15 protein-coding genes, 1 pseudogene and 1 riboswitch are annotated in these 17,051 nt (G+C 34.4%); of the genes and pseudogenes, 6 read left to right on the top strand and 10 right to left on the bottom strand.

From position 1 onward, the window contains the following. Window positions 1–24: 24 nt before the first annotated feature. The 4 genes from NST98_RS13755 to NST98_RS13740 are packed head-to-tail and all read right to left on the bottom strand — an operon-like array spanning window position 25 to window position 4,280. Window positions 25–846 (bottom strand): cobalamin-binding protein, encoded by an 822-nt coding sequence (locus NST98_RS13755; RefSeq protein WP_096550111.1) that lies wholly within the window; start codon window positions 844–846, stop codon window positions 25–27. Between the two features lie 37 nt (window positions 847–883). After that, window positions 884–2,275: an ABC transporter ATP-binding protein gene (locus NST98_RS13750; protein WP_168412782.1), complete on the bottom strand. Its 1,392-nt coding sequence runs from the start codon at window positions 2,273–2,275 to the stop codon at window positions 884–886. Further along, window positions 2,276–3,340, bottom strand: a complete 1,065-nt coding sequence (locus NST98_RS13745) for a FecCD family ABC transporter permease (RefSeq protein WP_016839499.1) — start codon at window positions 3,338–3,340, stop codon at window positions 2,276–2,278. Next, window positions 3,306–4,280 (bottom strand): ABC transporter substrate-binding protein, encoded by a 975-nt coding sequence (locus NST98_RS13740; RefSeq protein ID WP_016839498.1) that lies wholly within the window; start codon window positions 4,278–4,280, stop codon window positions 3,306–3,308. The genes NST98_RS13745 and NST98_RS13740 overlap by 35 nt, the downstream gene beginning before the upstream one ends. Before the next feature lie 150 nt (window positions 4,281–4,430). Beyond that, window positions 4,431–4,630: riboswitch (cobalamin riboswitch) on the bottom strand. Between the two features lie 150 nt (window positions 4,631–4,780). On the opposite strand from NST98_RS13740, the gene NST98_RS13735 reads away from it, so the two are divergent. Next, complete coding sequence (locus NST98_RS13735; RefSeq protein ID WP_016839496.1) at window positions 4,781–5,413, top strand: LysE family translocator; 633 nt, start codon at window positions 4,781–4,783, stop codon at window positions 5,411–5,413. Between the two features lie 179 nt (window positions 5,414–5,592). Here the strand turns inward: NST98_RS13735 and rpsI are convergent. Beyond that, a pseudogene (rpsI, locus tag NST98_RS13730) lies at window positions 5,593–5,661 on the bottom strand (30S ribosomal protein S9); the annotation flags it as partial. 352 nt (window positions 5,662–6,013) lie between these two features. Here rpsI and istA (NST98_RS13725) point away from each other — a divergent pair. From istA (NST98_RS13725) to NST98_RS13710, 4 genes are all read left to right on the top strand, one after another. Continuing rightward, entirely contained in the window at window positions 6,014–7,546 is a 1,533-nt protein-coding gene (istA, locus tag NST98_RS13725) for an IS21 family transposase (protein WP_016839663.1), read from the top strand. Beyond that, entirely contained in the window at window positions 7,543–8,298 is a 756-nt protein-coding gene (gene istB, locus NST98_RS13720; RefSeq protein WP_016839664.1) for an IS21-like element helper ATPase IstB, read from the top strand. Before istA (NST98_RS13725) ends, istB begins: the two co-directional genes overlap by 4 nt. A gap of 910 nt (window positions 8,299–9,208) precedes the next feature. Then, window positions 9,209–9,733, top strand: coding sequence for a hypothetical protein (locus NST98_RS13715; RefSeq protein ID WP_016839624.1), 525 nt, complete (start codon window positions 9,209–9,211; stop codon window positions 9,731–9,733). A 47-nt stretch (window positions 9,734–9,780) separates the two neighbouring features. After that, a complete protein-coding gene (locus tag NST98_RS13710; RefSeq protein WP_016839623.1) occupies window positions 9,781–10,350 on the top strand; it encodes a hypothetical protein in 570 nt (189 codons plus the stop codon). A 296-nt stretch (window positions 10,351–10,646) separates the two neighbouring features. Here the strand turns inward: NST98_RS13710 and NST98_RS13705 are convergent, their stop codons facing one another. The 3 genes from NST98_RS13705 to NST98_RS13695 form a co-directional block, all read right to left on the bottom strand. Beyond that, window positions 10,647–11,921: an ISL3 family transposase gene (locus NST98_RS13705; RefSeq protein WP_340715043.1), complete on the bottom strand. Its 1,275-nt coding sequence runs from the start codon at window positions 11,919–11,921 to the stop codon at window positions 10,647–10,649. 569 nt (window positions 11,922–12,490) lie between these two features. After that, complete coding sequence (locus tag NST98_RS13700) at window positions 12,491–13,144, bottom strand: IS3 family transposase (RefSeq protein ID WP_016839622.1); 654 nt, start codon at window positions 13,142–13,144, stop codon at window positions 12,491–12,493. Then, a complete protein-coding gene (locus NST98_RS13695) occupies window positions 13,101–13,328 on the bottom strand; it encodes a hypothetical protein (RefSeq protein ID WP_016839621.1) in 228 nt (75 codons plus the stop codon). Before NST98_RS13695 ends, NST98_RS13700 begins: the two co-directional genes overlap by 44 nt. Before the next feature lie 64 nt (window positions 13,329–13,392). On the opposite strand from NST98_RS13695, the gene istA (NST98_RS13690) reads away from it, so the two are divergent. Beyond that, window positions 13,393–14,907 carry an IS21 family transposase gene (istA, locus tag NST98_RS13690; RefSeq protein ID WP_050988866.1) on the top strand — a complete coding sequence of 505 codons (1,515 nt, stop codon included), beginning with the start codon at window positions 13,393–13,395 and terminating at the stop codon, window positions 14,905–14,907. Window positions 14,908–14,961: 54 nt separating this feature from the next. On the opposite strand, the gene NST98_RS13685 is transcribed toward istA (NST98_RS13690), so the two are convergent. Both NST98_RS13685 and istA (NST98_RS13680) read right to left on the bottom strand, forming a co-directional pair. Continuing rightward, window positions 14,962–15,450 carry an ATP-binding protein gene (locus NST98_RS13685; protein WP_016839619.1) on the bottom strand — a complete coding sequence of 163 codons (489 nt, stop codon included), beginning with the start codon at window positions 15,448–15,450 and terminating at the stop codon, window positions 14,962–14,964. Then, entirely contained in the window at window positions 15,443–16,969 is a 1,527-nt protein-coding gene (istA, locus tag NST98_RS13680; RefSeq protein ID WP_340715746.1) for an IS21 family transposase, read from the bottom strand. The genes NST98_RS13685 and istA (NST98_RS13680) overlap by 8 nt, the downstream gene beginning before the upstream one ends. Window positions 16,970–17,051 lie beyond the last annotated feature (82 nt).

The following is a 17,051-nucleotide window of genomic DNA, read 5'->3' as shown; positions in this document are numbered from 1 at the left end:
AATCCTACTCTCTATGAGCAGGATTTACTTATTATCTAATAATGGATCTTTCTTTTGATCATACGAAGGATAAATATGAGGATGTAAGATAGAACCTAATTTCACTAAACCTTGTGCGAGTTTTAGTGAAGGACGGCAAAATAAAGATTCTTCTAAAATATATAATTCATTGATTTGAATTGCTTTTATCTCATGTACACCTGGTCTTTTTAATATTACTTTTGGATTGACTCTTTTCGTTTCAACTCCTACCCAAGCCACACAAAATACGTCTGGATTTCTGCTTTTCACTTCTTCCCAATCTGTTTGGACACTTGATTTGTGTATATCTTGGAAAATATTTCGCCCTCCAGCAAGCTCACACATTTCGGTTAACCAATTCGTTGCACCAGGGGTAAAAATCGGTTTTGCCCACCATTCGAAGTAAACGGTTTTTGGATTATCAACTTGTTCTGATAAACTGCGATATTGTTCAAGCAAATGAATATATTGATCGTACAATTCCTTGGCCTTGTCCTTTGTGTTTGTTGCATTGCCAACGAATAATAAACTTTCTCCCACTTCCGTTAATGTGTTTGGATTAGGTACTATACAATATGGAATATTCCGTTTTTCCAGCCTTTCAATATTCTTTTCCATGCCCGGTACTGAGAGGGATGCCAATACTAAATCAGGCTGCAATGCTTCTACTTTATCTATATCAATATCTAAATCAGGACCTAATCTCGGCAATTGATGAATATCTTCTGGCCAGTCGGAGTAGTCATCTACTCCAACAAGTGAAGGTGTCAAACCTAAATAACCTACTAGCTCTGTATTGCTTGGACAAATGGAGATTAATCTCACCATACTCCCCCTTTATTGAAAGTATTCAATTGTTCAATCAAACAACAACTTTTTCTTTTTGATATACTTGTTTTACAGCAAGTTGTACCATCTCTCGCAAAGTTGCCTCGACAGCTCTTTGCGTTACTGACTTATCACCTTTTTGCGTAACCGCTAAATAGAGAGCCTCATTTGTTTCATTAGCTTCATCCATTCCAAATTGTTGCATTGCTTTCATTTTTTCTTTTGTTGCAATAAGCAAACTATTAACTAAAGCTCCCTCGTTAAAATATCCATCCATAAAAACCATCATATTGAATCCGCGAATTTTTTCATTCATTTTCGTAGGTGTAACGATGATGAGAATTTTTGTATCCTCAATTTCTCTCTCAACTTCAACGACATCACCTATGTTCCCTTCAACAATTGTGGCAACTGTTTGTTCGGGAGTAATAGAGTATTGTTCCATGATGGTTTGTATTTCTTCCTCTGGGGGAATTGTGGAATATTGTTTACACGAAAAGATGCAATAATCTTTTATCCACTGTATACCATTTCCTACCATTCCATTTGATATCGTTCGTAGTGGTTTTTGAAATTGAACATGAACAAATTGTTCATTGTTGTTTATTTTATAATTTCCCTTAAAGAACGTAGAATGTGTTGAATTCGGTAAACTTGGTGCTAGTAATAGTTGCGGTTTAGGGACTGTTGGATGCGGTTGGACATGGATTTGTACTTGATATATTTTATTTAAAGTATCTACTTCCTTTAGTAAGCTTGCATCCCCAACTTTTAATAAACTACCGTTGTACAGCAGTGCGAATCGGTCTGCATAAAGCGATGCCACATTTAAATCGTGTAAAATTGAAAAAATCGTTAATCCTTTTTCTTCTTGCCTCTTTTTTAATAAATCTAATAGTTGAAAGGTATGTTTTATATCTAAATGATTTGTAGGCTCATCTAACAGTAGTAGCTCCGGTTCTTGAGCCAACGCTTTTGCTAATAGCACCCGTTGCTTTTCACCGCCGCTAATCTTTCGAAATTGAGTATGCCTAAATTCAGTTACTTTCGTTAGTTCCATTACTTCTTCAATTATATGCCAATCTTTTTTTGATAAATTTTTCAATATTCCTTTTTGATGAGGGTATCGCCCAAGACTGACGATTTCTTCAACTGTATAGTCAAAAGAAACAGAAGTATCTTGGGAAAGAACTGCGATTTTCTTTGCTTTTTCTAATTTTGAATAAGATGAGATATCCTTACCCGATAACAATACTTTCCCCTTTTGAATAGGCAACTGACCGGTAATTAATTTAAAGAGCGTTGTTTTTCCACTTCCATTTGGGCCGAGAAGGGCAAAAAAATCACCATTTTGTACTTCTATATCAATATTTCTTAGGATCGGGTTATTGCTATATCCACCCGTCACATTTTGAATCTTTAGCATCTATTTTTGCCCCCTTCCAATCTTTTCTCTTATTAGCAGAAACGCAAATACCGGTGCACCGATAATCGCTGTTATAACTCCAATTGGCAATTCTCGCGGTGCAATAACAATTCGAGCCAGCAAATCCGCAAACATTAGAAAAGTACCACCAATGATAAATGACAACGGTAATACATGTCGATGATTTGGTCCAACAAGGAGTCGTACAAGATGAGGGATGACGAGACCAACAAAACCAATGGAACCAGAAACAGCAACCGATGCTCCAGTTAATAACGATGCACCAATTAATATCATAGTCTTGCCTCTTTTGACATTGACACCAATATGATCTGCAGCCTCTTCACCAAGTGCAAAGGCATTTAATTCTCGAGAATGAATTAACAAAATGAATGTCCCCAATATCATAAACGGGATGATGAGTTGTATGTATTCCCAACCTCTCATTCCAACGCTCCCATATAACCAATAAAGAATTTGGGTCATTGCATCTCGATCTCCCAATGAAATGATTAGAGAGACAATGGCACTGATAAAGGAACTGACGATAATACCTGCAAGCACAATCGTTTCGATTGCTAAACTTCTACTGCTTAGCCTTACCAACCCAAATACAATTAATAAAGTGATAAAACCACTTACAATTGCGACGATTGGAAGCGTAAAATTTCCTAATCCTATTATGGTAACTTGGAAAAATATAACTAACACTGCTCCTAAAGAGGCGCCTGATGATACACCAATTGTATATGGATCTGCTAATGGATTTCGTAAAAGGCCTTGGAAAGCAGCCCCCGCTAGCGATAGGGATGCCCCAACACAAAAGGCAAGGATGACTCTCGGCAATCGAATATTCCAAATAATCATTTCCTCATTTTTTGGTACTTCCATCCAAGTGATATGGAGGGTTTTCTCAAATATTATTTGGATAATTTTTTCCACAGCAACGGGTACACTGCTTATAAATAAACCTAAAATGATTGCCGCGGCAAAAAGAATACCACTCCCTACATAAATCCAACCAATTTTATTATTCAAAAATTTCAGGATAAATAAGTTTCGCAAGGGTCTCGACTCCTTCAATTAAACGAGGGCCTGGTCTTGTTACTGTATCGCTGTCCACATCGTAAACTTCGCCATTTTTTACCGCAGGAACCGCTTGCCAACCATCACGAGCAAGTACTTGTTCCTTTGGATTCTCTATATAATAGCCGTATGTCGTTATAATCACATCCGGGTTTAATTTTACTATTTCTTCCTCATTCATCTTTACCCATCCTACTTGATCACCTGCTACGTTAATGGCTTGGATGGATTCTAACATTTCATGCATAAATGTATTTTTTCCAGTCGTAAAAATATCTGGTTCTGGTGATACTTCAACCCAAACTCTTTTTTTATCTGCAATGGCTTTCGCTTTCTCTTTAATGGCTTCATGACGTTTTTTCATATCAGCAATAATCTCTAAAGCTTTATCTTTTGTTCCAGTGGCTAAACCTATCATTTCAATGTTTTCATAAACATCTTCAAAAGATGCTGCACTACCAACGACGATGGTTTGAATACCCGCCTCTTCAAATTGTTTTAATACCGTCGGATGAGCTTTGTAATGATAATCTGTCACTAATGCTATATCTGGAAGTAGAGATAGAACTAGCTCCACATTAATGTCCTGTCCTCCCACCTTTGTAATATTTTCTGTTTCAGCCGGGTAATTACAATAATCTGAAACACCGATAATTTTGTCGCCTAGTCCAAGAGCAAAGGCAATTTCCGTATTACTTGTTTGAATGGAAACGATTGTTTCTGGTTCTTCTTCAATCGTAATTTCCCTGCCTGCATCATCAGTAAATGTAACTGGGAAAGTAGCATTCTTCGATTCGTTTTCTTTTGTCACCGTTTCCTGGGTGTTATCATTTGTTTCATTGCTAGCACAACCAGCAATGAATGGGATGGTTAATAATAAAACTAATGCTAGAAGTATTGCTCGATTCATTTTTAACATCTTTCGTCTCCTCCTTTTATAAAAAATAAAAAACGCTTCCCCCTCTTGGAAAGCGTTGTAAAGGCAGATATGTATACTCTAACCATATGCATAATGACACATATACATTCAATTGGTATCTGCTCTTTAAACATCCCTTTCCTCGAAGGATGTTTAAAATACAAATAGGCAGGTCTCCTGACTTACGGATCATCGGTTTGTTACTCCTTCCCATGTTAAAAACACAGTGGATAATCGTAACATTCCTACCCGATTACAGTGGCGGGACCGTGTTGGATTTTCACCAACTTCCCTCTTAGTCTTAAATGTAATGAATTTACATTTAAGAAACCTATTTGTTTGTTATTCAATTATTCGTTCTAGTGCCATTATAGTAGAATAACCGTACCTTGTAAAATAATTGTTTTTTATCTTGCTCCTGGCCATTGAAAAAAACACTAATACTGAATACAATTTAACAATAAATATTCTGAAATTTCGTGTTCGAAAGGAATGAAATGATGGAAAACTTTTTTCTATTTGTGTTGATGTGTGTTTTGTTAATCCTTTTACCTGGCCCTGATTTTGCCATCGTCACTAAAAACACTGTTACTCGTGGCAAATTTGGCGGAATGAAAACTGCTTTAGGTACTTGTTGTGCCCTGCTAATTCACACTACTGCCGCGATATTAGGATTATCTGCGCTCATTGTAAAATCAGCCTTTTTATTTTCTATTTTTAAGTATGTTGGAGCCATTTACTTAATTTATCTTGGAATTAAAACTTTTTGGTCTTTGAGAAAAAAGAAAGATGAAGTAGAGGTAGAATTTGTGCAAGAAGGTACATTGAGTAATACATCTTGTTTCAAACAAGGATTTTTAACTAATATATTAAACCCTAAAGTTGCACTATTTTTCTTAACCTTCTTCCCTCAATTTGTAAATACTAGTAGCGATACATTTATGCCGTTCCTTATTATGGGAATTACTTATACCATTCTTACGGCCCTGTGGTTCATTTTCTATATTTATTTAATCGATCATATTAGTGCATTTATAAAAAATGCTCGCACTCAAAAAGTTATCGAAGGAATTACTGGTGCCATCTTGATTGGTTTTGGTTTAAGACTTGCCCTTGAAAAAGCCAACCCATAATAATTGAGACCCTCGAATTAGTCGAGGGTCTTTGTTTTATTAGCGGATAAAAATTTATGAAATGAATGTCTACGGCTCACGTTAAAAATACAAATTTAAGCGGTATCAGCAAAACAAATTTCTCATAAAAACACCCCTCTTCCCGAAAGCGAGAAGAGGGTTTGATAACGTTGATAATATTAACGTTTTGAGAATTGTGGTGCGCGACGAGCGCCTTTAAGACCGTATTTTTTACGTTCTTTTATTCGCAAATTTTACTACTTTATATAAACTTACACAGGACCTTGATATATCAATTTTTTATAGTTTTGTAGAATAAATCATAATTTTTATATTTTAATATAAAAATTACAGTCAATTTACATTCAATTTATAGTCCCCTACATTCATTCTTTTTATTCACATAAAGACATTTTAATATATCCACAAATATATATACGTATATTAAATTGTAAACGCTAAACTAGAATCAACAGTTTTCCACAAATAGAACTCAACAGAATTCCCCAAATAAGATTAAACAGTTTCCCCACCATCAATCACTTTCAAATATACTGTTACTAGTCTATTGAAAGTGAGGAATTAGGAGTGAACAGATTTATGCTTTACATCGAGATTCATCGTTTATACAAAGAGGGATTCTCCAAGAGTGCTATTGCAAGAAAACTAAATATTTCAAGAAATAGAGTGATAGATTATTTGAATATGAGTACTGATGAGTTTGAAGAATTTTTAAGTACATTACGTACAAGAGAAAAGAAACTAGACCCTTATCATGATCAAATTCTAGGGTGGTTGAAGGAACATCCTGATTTAACTGCTGCACAAGTTTATGATTGGTTGGAAGAAAAGTTAGGTTTCAGGGAAGTCGCTGAGAACACTGTACGAAATTATTTAAACGAAATGAGGGATTACTATCGGATTCCAAAGGTAAAGGTTCAGAGGACATATAGTGTAGTTCCAGAATTACCAATGGGAAAACAGGCTCAAGTGGATTTTGGACAAACTACCGTCAAAAACAGACAAGGTGAGAATAAAAAGTTGTATTTTATCGCATTTGTTTTATCACATTCAAGATATAAATATGTAGAATGGCTCGATCGACCTTTTCGTACTTCCGATATGATTCGAATGCATGAAAATGCATTTGAATACTTTGGAGGAATGCCAGAAGAAATGGTCTATGACCAAGATGCGTTATTAGCAGTTAGTGAAAATGCAGGTGATTTAATTCTTACAGCTGAATTTACTAAATATCATCATACCCGTAAATTTAATGTTTATTTATGTAGAAAGAGTGATCCGGAATCAAAAGGTAAAATTGAACAGGTTGTGAAATTTGTAAAAAATAATTTTAGCAAAAATCGAGTATTCGATCATCTTTCAGATTGGAATCAATCGTGCCACGCTTGGTTGAAAAGAACAGGAAACTATAAAGTTCATCATAATACGAAAAAGAGACCTTCTGAAGTGCACGCCCTGGAAAAGCAACACTTAAAGAAAGTCTCTGGTACTTACATTTTCGCAAATGTTTCAACTCCAAGTATAACAAGAAATATCCATAAGGACAATGTTATTCGTTATGAAGGAAATCGATATAGCGTTCCTAAAGGAACATATAGAGCAGATGCCCCAAATCTTGCTTATTTACAAGAAGAGGATGGTTGGTTAATTATTCGACTGAAAGAAACTGGGATGGAGTTAGCAAAGCACCGAATATCCGAAGGAAAAGGATTGATTATTACAGATCCCTCCCATCGGGAACATAGCACAAGTAAACGAGATCTTTTAATTCATCAAATTCAAGAAACATTCATAGATAAAGAGAATATTCAATGGTTAATACACAAATTGAAAGAACGATATCCACGTCATTTAGTGGATCAACTCAAAGTACTACAACAAGCCATCAGAATTTACCCAAATCATTGTGAGGAAGCTTTATCTGAAATGAAGAAACTTGGAATGACCAGTGCAAATGATTTTCGGGATATTGCACATGCATTATCTGTACAATATCAAAAAAGTTCACCTAAAATCGTTGAATTGAATGAGAAGTATAAAGATTTATCAGCACCAGAACGATCCGAAGACATTTATTTAAAAGTCTTATCTGGAGGTGAAAATGAATGAATCATCATCCCTATGAAATTTTACAAGATAAATGTCGTACCTTGCGCCTCGCTGAGACGGCTAAAGAATTACCGAATTTACTCCGTGAAGCTGAAGCAAAGAATTGGACATATCATGAACTGGTTTATGAAATCTTAAGCTATGAGATGCGATGTAGAGAGCAGAAAAATAATGAGAGATTAATGAAATGGGCAGAGTTCCCAGAAATATTGACGTTTGATACCTATGATTTGAAGGAACAAACAGCTCTTGGTGAAAAACAACTAAATGTATTAAAAGAACTGAATTGGATTGAAGAATTTTTTACTTTAATTTTGATGGGACCAACAGGAGCAGGAAAAACACATTTATCCGTTGCATTAGGAATACACGCTGTGGAGAGAGGATACAAAGTATCCTTTGTCTCCATGAATCAGCTTATGTATATTTTAAAAACAAAAGAATATATCAATAAATCTAAAATACGCTACAAACGTATTATAGCTTCGGATTTAATTATTATTGATGATGTCATGTACATGACTTACGAGACTCAGGAAGCCAATCTATTTTTCCAGTTTATCTATGATTTATATGATAAAGCAGCATTCATTCTAACCTCTAATAAAGGGCCAAATGAATGGGGAAAATTTCTTGGTGATCCTACTTTAACAACAGCTATACTTGACCGTTTATTACATAGGAGTGAAATTATCACTTTCGATAACGAAACGGATAGCATTCGTATGAAATACAGAAAGGTATTATTTTAATTTAGCAAACTGTTGAATCTTAATTGTAGAAAACTGTTTAAAATTATTTGTGGAAAATTGTTTAATTCTACTTGACGGTTACATAAATTCACCTGTATATTCATACATTTATATATCCTATACCTGTATATTTACATATCTATATATGATATATTTGTAGACTTGTTTATTTATATACCCATATATTGATATATCCGTATACATGGTTATTTTAGCGTCTCATTGTAGAATGATAACGCAAAATTCATTAGACCCAATACCCTCAACATTTTGAGTTATTCTCCTCTATGTAGAATAACTCAAAAACAACTCAAACTAACGTTCTATTCTGGTGCTTATTGGTGCAATTTTTAGGCAAAAAATATCAGTAAGCATGTTTATAGGAATGGGTGAGTTTTTTAACTAAGGATAAAAAACACCTAAAAAGTGTAGCTATTTTTGCATACGAATTAACTTTCATGAATGTATGGAAACGGCGGGAGTCGAACCACTTTTACACAAAATAACTACAGATCAATAAATAATTAGAAGTATTTTTGCACAAATCAAAATACATCAAATGCCATTCTAAATGCCATCTACAAAATGTTGTTGGGGGCAAGTTTAAAATTTATAATAATTTCTACACATAAGTAAACTTTAAATGTTGGATCACTTATTTTAACCGTCACACTTGAAAGAATAGAAACTCTTTCAATTACTATAAAACTATAAAAATGTTGTTATTACTAATATTTTCCTTATTTAGAAAATGATTTACACTTTATTACATAATCTATATTTTACAAAATTGGTAATTATATACTATTCCTTGTATTAACTGGTTGATTTTATAATATAAATAACTCGAGTTATAAATGGTACTATGCATAGTAATAACTAAAATATTTTTATAGGGTGGTAGATAAATATGAGTACAATAAAAAAATTTTTAATATATTTTTCAGTTTTAATATTATTAGTATCAAACATTCCAATGGTTAATGCTCAGGAAAATAATAACTTAGAAAAGGAATCTTTCATAGTAAACGAAAAAGAGTTCTTAGTTGAAACGGATAACTCAGTACAGCCTGCTGCTTTACCATTACTTGTAGTACCAGCAATTGCTATCTCTGATTATGTTTGGGCAGCAGCAGGATTAACTGTAGCAGCTGGAGTTTATCAATTATGGTTGAAAGAACCAACTTTAGTTGAAAATATTAATATAGCATACAAAGCAATTCCAAAAAAACTATTAAATAATGATGGTTATGTAGATTTGGGTAAATTTACCGATAAAGTAAATGGGAAAACTGCCTATAAAGATCCAAAAACGGGATGGCAAATAGATAAAGATACAGCAGGACATGGAGGTAGAAAATGGAAACTAAAAGATAATAAAGGAAATACTGTTGCTTCATTAGATGAAAAAGGAAAAATATTGAATAGATATTAAGATAGAAAAGTGGTGTTTATTATAAATTGAAAGAGAACTATAATAATATGACATATAAAGAAATAATTGCTTCATTTAATCTTTCAATTCCATTTGATAGTGATGGATTTATTAATGAAGAAGAGCTTTTCAATTTATATCCAGAAAATTTTGTATTGATAGATCGTTTTCCAATGATAATTAATAAAACTATGGAATGGTTTTCTCCACTAGATGTTTTTTTTACTCGAAAAGAGCAAACAGTAAATGAATATTTTGAAGTTGAAAGAAAATATATCAATACTTTAACAATATTGTCCTGCTATAGTCCGTTATGGGTACAAAGCTCTTTTTACTTCTCAAAAAGATTACCAGATTACCTCTCTGAGGAAGAAAGAAATTACCTTATAAAAATTAAGGATTATCTATTCATTCAAGTTAATACCCCCATAGAATTAGCATGTCTCTTAAAACTGAGCCTTAGAGGGTATGAACAAACTATAATCTATTTACCAGAATTAAAGGTGATTGCTTGGGTAAATGAATTAATAGTTTCTCTATATTATCAAGATGAAAAATCTAGAAAGCTTATTGAGATGATTACTACAACTGAAGGATTATATTTAAGAAAAAAATAAGTATTATTTATTATTTGAACTATTTTTTAAATGCCATCTAACCTATTTTCATATATAATTGCAGAGGCAGCTGCCCAGAAAGTGAAATGGTCCCTATTAAATAAATAGATAAAAAATCATCTCTCATTAATAGATGGCTTTTTATTATGACTCTTCAATATGTGGTGTTGGTGAGAAAAACCAGCACCAATTTTTTGTAAAAAGGGGTTCTTTGTCAAATGGTGTTGGTGAATAAATTTTAGTGACATTATTTGGTAATATGTAATCGGATGGCTTAGGGGAAATTCGAGGTTCCCCTAAGCTGTTTTTATTTTCGCTAAGTTTTGGGTAATGAATATTCGGTTTCTAAAGTGATAGAAGGATCGATAACCGAAAGAAATGCGTTTAATCACTTTGATTTTGTTATTAATCCCCTCTAAAATGCCGTTATTATAATCGTACTTTAGCGTATTCTCGACATAATTGATGTATTTGTTGATTGTCTTGATGGCGGTTTTCATATAGCTGGAAACGATATTTTGTTTATTCTCTAATGTTTTCTTTAGGAGCTCAAAGTCTTTGGTTTTGATGTAATGTCGAACGTATTGGTATAACTCATAGGACGCTTTTAATTCAGAATCTAAATCAATGAGATAGTGGAGAATCTCCACCTCACACATATGCTTTTTAAAGCAACGATGATATGTATAGTTCTTATAATCAAGTTTTGTTTGATCTTTCAGAAGGAGCTTCCAGTATTTTTTCAATTTATTGTAATTCTTTTTATCCCGATTCATGACGTTGATGCGCGTTTTGTTTAAAGCTCTGCTAAATAGTTGGAGGATATGGAATTTGTCGAGTACGATTTCCGCTTTAGGGAAAACTTCTTGGATTAAGGAAATATAAGGGCTATACATATCGATGACAATCGTTTTTACCGCATCTCTCGCCTTCTTGGAATACCGTAAGAAATACTCTTTGAGGACAGATAATCTCCGGTCCTCCACGATATCCACAATCTCCCCCGTTTCAGAGTCGCAGAAAATAAAGGACATCGCTCCAGCTGCGGATTTCACTGATTTAAACTCATCAAAACACAAATGCTTTGGAAGGTAGTGAACATTTGGTTGATAGTAGCTATAAAAGCTGTCAATGACACGACTGACAGTGGCATGAGAAACATTATGTTTCATCGCAATATCTTTTTCGGATATTTTATCTTTGGCGTTTAAAGCAATCGATACTTTGGTATTGTTGGAAATACAACAGTTTTTAGCCACGACGCTCGTTTTTAAAGTAAACGTGGAATGACAATGTTTACAGAAATAACGCTGTTTACGCAATTTTAAGTAGGTATGAAAACCTGAAATGCTAGGCATTTTAATGAGAGACGTTTTAAAACCGTGTTTAATGATTTGATCATCGAAGACATGTCCACAAGCATAACAAGCTTTTGGTTGATACGTTAACGTCCCATGAAAGACTTTCGCTTTTACTTTTTTGATTGTTTCGGTAGAACAAAAATTTTCATCAAATGTGATATTTTTGTCTTTTATATTGAGTAGGTTTCGTATAGAATGATGGTGAGACATGTGACACAACTCCTTTGGAAAATGTGTTTTGGCGATTACATTTTACCAGAGTTTTGTCACTGTCTCATTTTTTTTGTTCAAAAAAATTGGTGCTGGTTTATACTCACCAACACCAAATATTATAGAGCCTAAAAAGGAAGGGACTGTCCAGAAAGTCAATCACTTTCTGAACAGCCTCAATTTTTATATTAATATTCTCTTAAAAAACTTTTCTCTTGTTATGGTAACATCAAAATATCATCATCCTTATCACAAGGAAGGAGTGGAATGTCAACATTAAATTGAACAATATTTATAAGGGTTGGCCTAGTTTAAGAATTCTTGCTCTCCTTAAAAATTTCTTATGTTCCAAGTGGCTTGACATGGAGCCTCTACGGGCATGACTCTCGAGCCAAGGAACCAGCTTTATAATATGGCTGGCTCTGCCAATCAAGGCAGTCATGCCCACCTCTCCATGTAAAGCCTTTCTTCAATTAGATGTTTTCTTATCCCTTGCTTTGCCCATATTTTTGCTTATACTCTACTGGTGTTAAATAACCTAATGTTTCATGAATTTGTATGTGATTGCACTAGTTAACATGATCCCACATTTCGATGGTGAGTTGTTCAAGTGTTTGGAAGGTTTTCTGATACACAAATTCAATTTTGAAACTTTTAAATGTTGCTTCTGCTACGGCATTGTCATATGGACATCCTTTGGTACTTAAAGATCGCTGGATACAAAATGTTTCAATTGCTTCAACGATTAATTGATTGTTAAATTCTGAACCACGATCTGTATGGAATAATTGGACATTCATTAAATTCCCTTGAATGCTACTTAACGCCTTATAGACTAAGTTGGTATCTTTGTTTAGTCCTACACTTGTACCTACAATTTCCCTATTGAACAGGTCGACAAATAAACATACATAGTTCCACCTTTTTCCGACACGTACGTATGTTAAATCACTGACCAGTACAGAGAGTTTCTTTTCTTGTTGAAATGCTCGGTTTAAAATATTGGCGATTTTGGCTTCATTACTTTGTTTTTTCGGTGGTTTGTAATAGGCAACCGTATAGTTTGACACCAAATTTAACTGCTTCATGATTCGACCAATTCGGCGACTTGAAACAATCTTTTCTTTCTTTTCTAATTCTTTTTTGATTTTACGAGTACCATAGTTATTGCGACTTTGCTTAAAAATCTTGTAAATAAGCTTCTTCAGCCTGTCTTTCATCATCTTCACGTTTCTTTATGTGATGATAATAGGTACTTCTTGGAATTAGTAGGACGTCACACATTGTGACTGTCGCTTCGCTTTCGTCACATAAAACATTTGCTGATACCGAATGTATTTGATAATTTAATTTTGAGCCATTTTTAAGGCTTTCGATTACATATAAAATGAGCCACCCTATTTCCAATTTTTATCTTCCCTCTTAAGATTGAGTAATTCCGAATACTCAATCGAAGGAGAGATAAAAAAGGATGATTAAGATGGCTCAATTTCATATTATCAAATATCTATATGAGGTAGAAGGTTTATCTCAACGAAAAATAGCTAATAAACTTGGCATCTCAAGAAATACTGTAAGTAAATATTTGAAATCGAATCAGCCACCAACCATTATTCAACGTGAAAAGTCCTATGGAAAGAAGGAATTCTCAAGTGAAACGAAACGAATATTGCCTATTATCGATCAATGGCTTGAAGAAGATTTCAAACGATGGGGAAAACAGAGACATACAGCTGCGAATATTCATCGAAGGCTCGTTCGTGAATATGGTTTTAAGGAGTCTGAATCCAACATTAGAAAAATTGTGAGAGAACGCAAGAAAGTACTACAAGAAGTCTTCATTCCACTTGAATTCCAACTCGGCCACCAATTCCCATTCGACTGGGGAGAGGCGGATATTATTCTTCAGGGTAAAAAACGACGCGTTTTCCTCTTTTACGCTCAACTTTCGGCAAGTCGTGTACGTTTTGTCAGAGCGTATCTCCACGAAAAACAAGAGGCTTTCTTAGATGGCTTTGTTCATGCGTTTGAATTTTTTGGAGGTATCCCTACAGAAGGACTCTTTGATAATTTAAAAACATCTGTGCAGAAAATTCTTCAAGGAAGAAATCACTTAGAGCAGGAATCATTTCTGGCTTTACAAACCCATTATCTCTTTAAAGCAGAATTCTGTAATCCTAGCTCAGGTAATGAAAAAGGACGAGTTGAAGGTTCCGTTGGTTATGTACGAAGAAATGCTTTGGTGCCTGAACCTGAAGTTCAATCGATTGAAGAATTAAATGAATACTTATTCCATTGGTGTTTGGAAGATGCTAAGGAAAGAAAAGTTCCTCATTCCAACGAATTAGTTGTTGAAATGTGGGAAAAAGAAAAAGAATACCTTCATCCTCTCCCAGAACAACGATTTGAAGCCTGTAGGCTTGTTTCTCCCATTAATAAAACATTAGAAACCTATGATTTTAGCTTAATGCCCAGTTTAAACAAAAATCGATTGATGAAACTTGCAAAAGGTGAGTTTGTGGAAAGGAAAGAGAATATTATTTTCTTAGGCAATAGTGGTACTGGTAAAACTCACCTCGCAATCGCTCTTGGGATGGAAATGATTCTGAACGGCTACAAAGTAAAATTTACAACTGCCTACGAATTAGTGGAACAATTACTCATCTCCAACGACGAACATAAGCTAGGTGCATTTGAAAACAAGTGGCTCAAATATGATGTAATCATCGTGGATGAATTAGGGTATGTTCCGTTTTCTAAGATTGGAGTCGAATTACTGTTTCAGTTCTTTTCCAATCGTTATGAACGTGGCAGTGTAATGATTACAACTAATCTAGAATTCTCTGAATGGACAAATCTGTTTGGTAATGAAAAAATTACGACTGCATTACTAGATCGCTTAACTCATAAAGCACATATCCTTTTGCTTAATGGTGAACCCTATCGTTTCAGAGAAAGTTTAAAACATCGAAAAACAGAAGAATAATAATCAATCCACAAGGAGTGAGAGGATAATGTCCCTCTCCAAGGCATGATCTCCTCACTCCAAATTCTCCATTTTGTAAATTTCATTCAGTAAGTGGCTCAATTTTATATTGACAAAAACAATTAAATCTCCCATGGTGACAAAATATACTTGATATCCTTTTTCAATCGCTTCAATTCCCAAACCAACCGATAATAATGTTTTTCCCGCTCCTGGCGGACCAAGCAAGATGATATTGTAAGTTTGTTCAATCCACTGATACTCCCGGAGCTGTTTTAACTGACGTTCTGTAATCGCTGTTTGCTCGTTTATATCAAACGTTTCGATCGGTTTATGGAATGGAAAACGAGCCCAGTTTAATCGCTTTTGAATACTTTTTTCTTCGCGCCTTTTTAATTCAAATGTAGTCAGCTCCTCTAAAAATTCTAAATATGTCCATGAGGATTGCTCTGCTTTGCGAAGGAGCTCGGGGAGCTCCTCCGCTGTCTCTGCTAACCGCAATTGTTTAAAGGCTTGTTGAATTTCCGTGACACTCTTACTCATGCATATTTCCTCCCATTCGTTGAATGTAGTCCTTCAAATCTCTTGTTTCTACAGGTATTGAAACAGAGGTGGCGGATGCTACATGAATTTTGGGAATGGGATGCAATTGTTGCCGTTTTAAATAATCCACAACATCACGAAAGGCATTCGCACTATACAATTTTTCACCCATACACTTCTCAAGTGCAGCTGAAATCCATTGGGGATTCTCTTCGGCTACTTTTTTTAATAAAAGTAATTGGTCACGGCGATAACGCCCATAAATATGACAAATTTCCTCAATATACTGTTTTGCTTTTTCTTCTCTTTGAAAAAGGTTCAATACATGTCGTTTAAGTGCTTCTATTGATTTAGAACGATCTCTCGTATGATTCGTATTTTTAATCAGCTTTCCTTTTTCTGAACTAATTGTATGTTTGGCAAGAATCTCACCTGTAGTTGAGTTTACTATGATTAGTTGTTGCCCGTTGATTTGTAGCTTCACTTGAGGACACTTCGTGTATGTGCCAATCGGCACTGAATATCGATTCGATTGAAAACGAATCGTGTTGTCCTTATTCACATTCCTTGTTATAATTTCTGTAGGGTTGCTTTCAACTTCTGAAAGCGGTGAAGAGATTTTTCGTAAGTGTTGCTTTTCCAGGAGAAACACTTCGAAAGGTCTCTTTTTTATGGTTTGATGCACTTTGTAATTACCCGTTCGTTCTAGCCATTTCCACGCTTTTTCATTCCAATCTTCAATCGTTGAAAAAACACGATGAAGAGCGAAATTCTTTTTCACATACTTCACTACATTTTCAATTTTTCCTTTTGATTCTGGATCAGCCTTTCTACAAAGGTAAACCTTAAATTTTCGTTCCTTTACATACTTTTGAAATTCTTTTGTTAAAATAATGTCTCCTGCATTTTCATTCACTGCAATTAGATTGTCTTGACCATAAACAATTTCTTCGGTTACTCCTTCAAAAAATCGAAATGCATTTTCATGACAACGAATGGTATCCTGTGTAGTAAAAGGACGGTCCTGCCACTCCATATACTTTTGCCGAGAATGAGCCAACACAAAGGCAATAAAATAAAGCTTTATTTCTTTTTTCTGAGTGTTTTTCTGAATTGTTTGGCCCCAATCAACTTGCATCTGTTTGCCTGGTGGTTGCTCGACAACTGCTTCGTATTCTCTAGGTTCATTTGTTTTTTCAATATGATAGATTTCTCTCATTTCATTGACATATCTTCGAACAGTGCTTTCTCCAACTACAATGTCAGGAAACCTTTCTTGAAGCCAATCTAAAATTTGCGCTCCACTGATACTTGGATATTCTTGTAACCAATTCACAATCCAATCCCGATAGGGATCTAATTTTTTCTTTCGCTCAATTGGACCAAATTCTTCAACCGCTTCTTCAAATGTCATACTTAAATACTTATAAACTGTATTATGAGAAATTTTTAACTGCTTTGCAATTTGTGAAATTCGTAATTTCCTATCATGCAAGCGGTGAATATCTACATATAACACTAACTTCTCCTCCATTAGTACAGCCTCCAATAAACTAAAACTACTAGTTTACTAGAAGTGTATTGAATAGTGAAAAAGTGTT

Origin of the sequence: Ureibacillus sp. FSL W8-0352, assembly GCF_038004345.1 — a bacterium.
In the GTDB taxonomy this organism is placed as follows: domain Bacteria; phylum Bacillota; class Bacilli; order Bacillales_A; family Planococcaceae; genus Ureibacillus; species Ureibacillus thermosphaericus.
The sequence above is the reverse complement of the archived record's forward strand: the minus strand, read 5'-3'. Positions and strand labels throughout refer to the sequence as shown.

What these genes read in the sequence shown, in the direction of transcription:
- NST98_RS13750 (WP_168412782.1), bottom strand. Translation starts at nt 2,275, where the DNA reads ATGCTAAAGATTCAAAATGTGACGGGTGGATATAGCAATAACCCGATC.
- NST98_RS13740 (WP_016839498.1), bottom strand. Translation starts at nt 4,280, where the DNA reads ATGTTAAAAATGAATCGAGCAATACTTCTAGCATTAGTTTTATTATTA.
- NST98_RS13735 (WP_016839496.1), top strand. Translation starts at nt 4,781, where the DNA reads ATGGAAAACTTTTTTCTATTTGTGTTGATGTGTGTTTTGTTAATCCTT.
- istA (WP_016839663.1), top strand. Translation starts at nt 6,014, where the DNA reads ATGCTTTACATCGAGATTCATCGTTTATACAAAGAGGGATTCTCCAAG.
- istB (WP_016839664.1), top strand. Translation starts at nt 7,543, where the DNA reads ATGAATCATCATCCCTATGAAATTTTACAAGATAAATGTCGTACCTTG.
- NST98_RS13715 (WP_016839624.1), top strand. Translation starts at nt 9,209, where the DNA reads ATGAGTACAATAAAAAAATTTTTAATATATTTTTCAGTTTTAATATTA.
- NST98_RS13710 (WP_016839623.1), top strand. Translation starts at nt 9,781, where the DNA reads ATGACATATAAAGAAATAATTGCTTCATTTAATCTTTCAATTCCATTT.
- NST98_RS13705 (WP_340715043.1), bottom strand. Translation starts at nt 11,921, where the DNA reads ATGTCTCACCATCATTCTATACGAAACCTACTCAATATAAAAGACAAA.
- NST98_RS13700 (WP_016839622.1), bottom strand. Translation starts at nt 13,144, where the DNA reads ATGATGAAAGACAGGCTGAAGAAGCTTATTTACAAGATTTTTAAGCAA.
- istA (WP_050988866.1), top strand. Translation starts at nt 13,393, where the DNA reads ATGATTAAGATGGCTCAATTTCATATTATCAAATATCTATATGAGGTA.
- NST98_RS13685 (WP_016839619.1), bottom strand. Translation starts at nt 15,450, where the DNA reads ATGAGTAAGAGTGTCACGGAAATTCAACAAGCCTTTAAACAATTGCGG.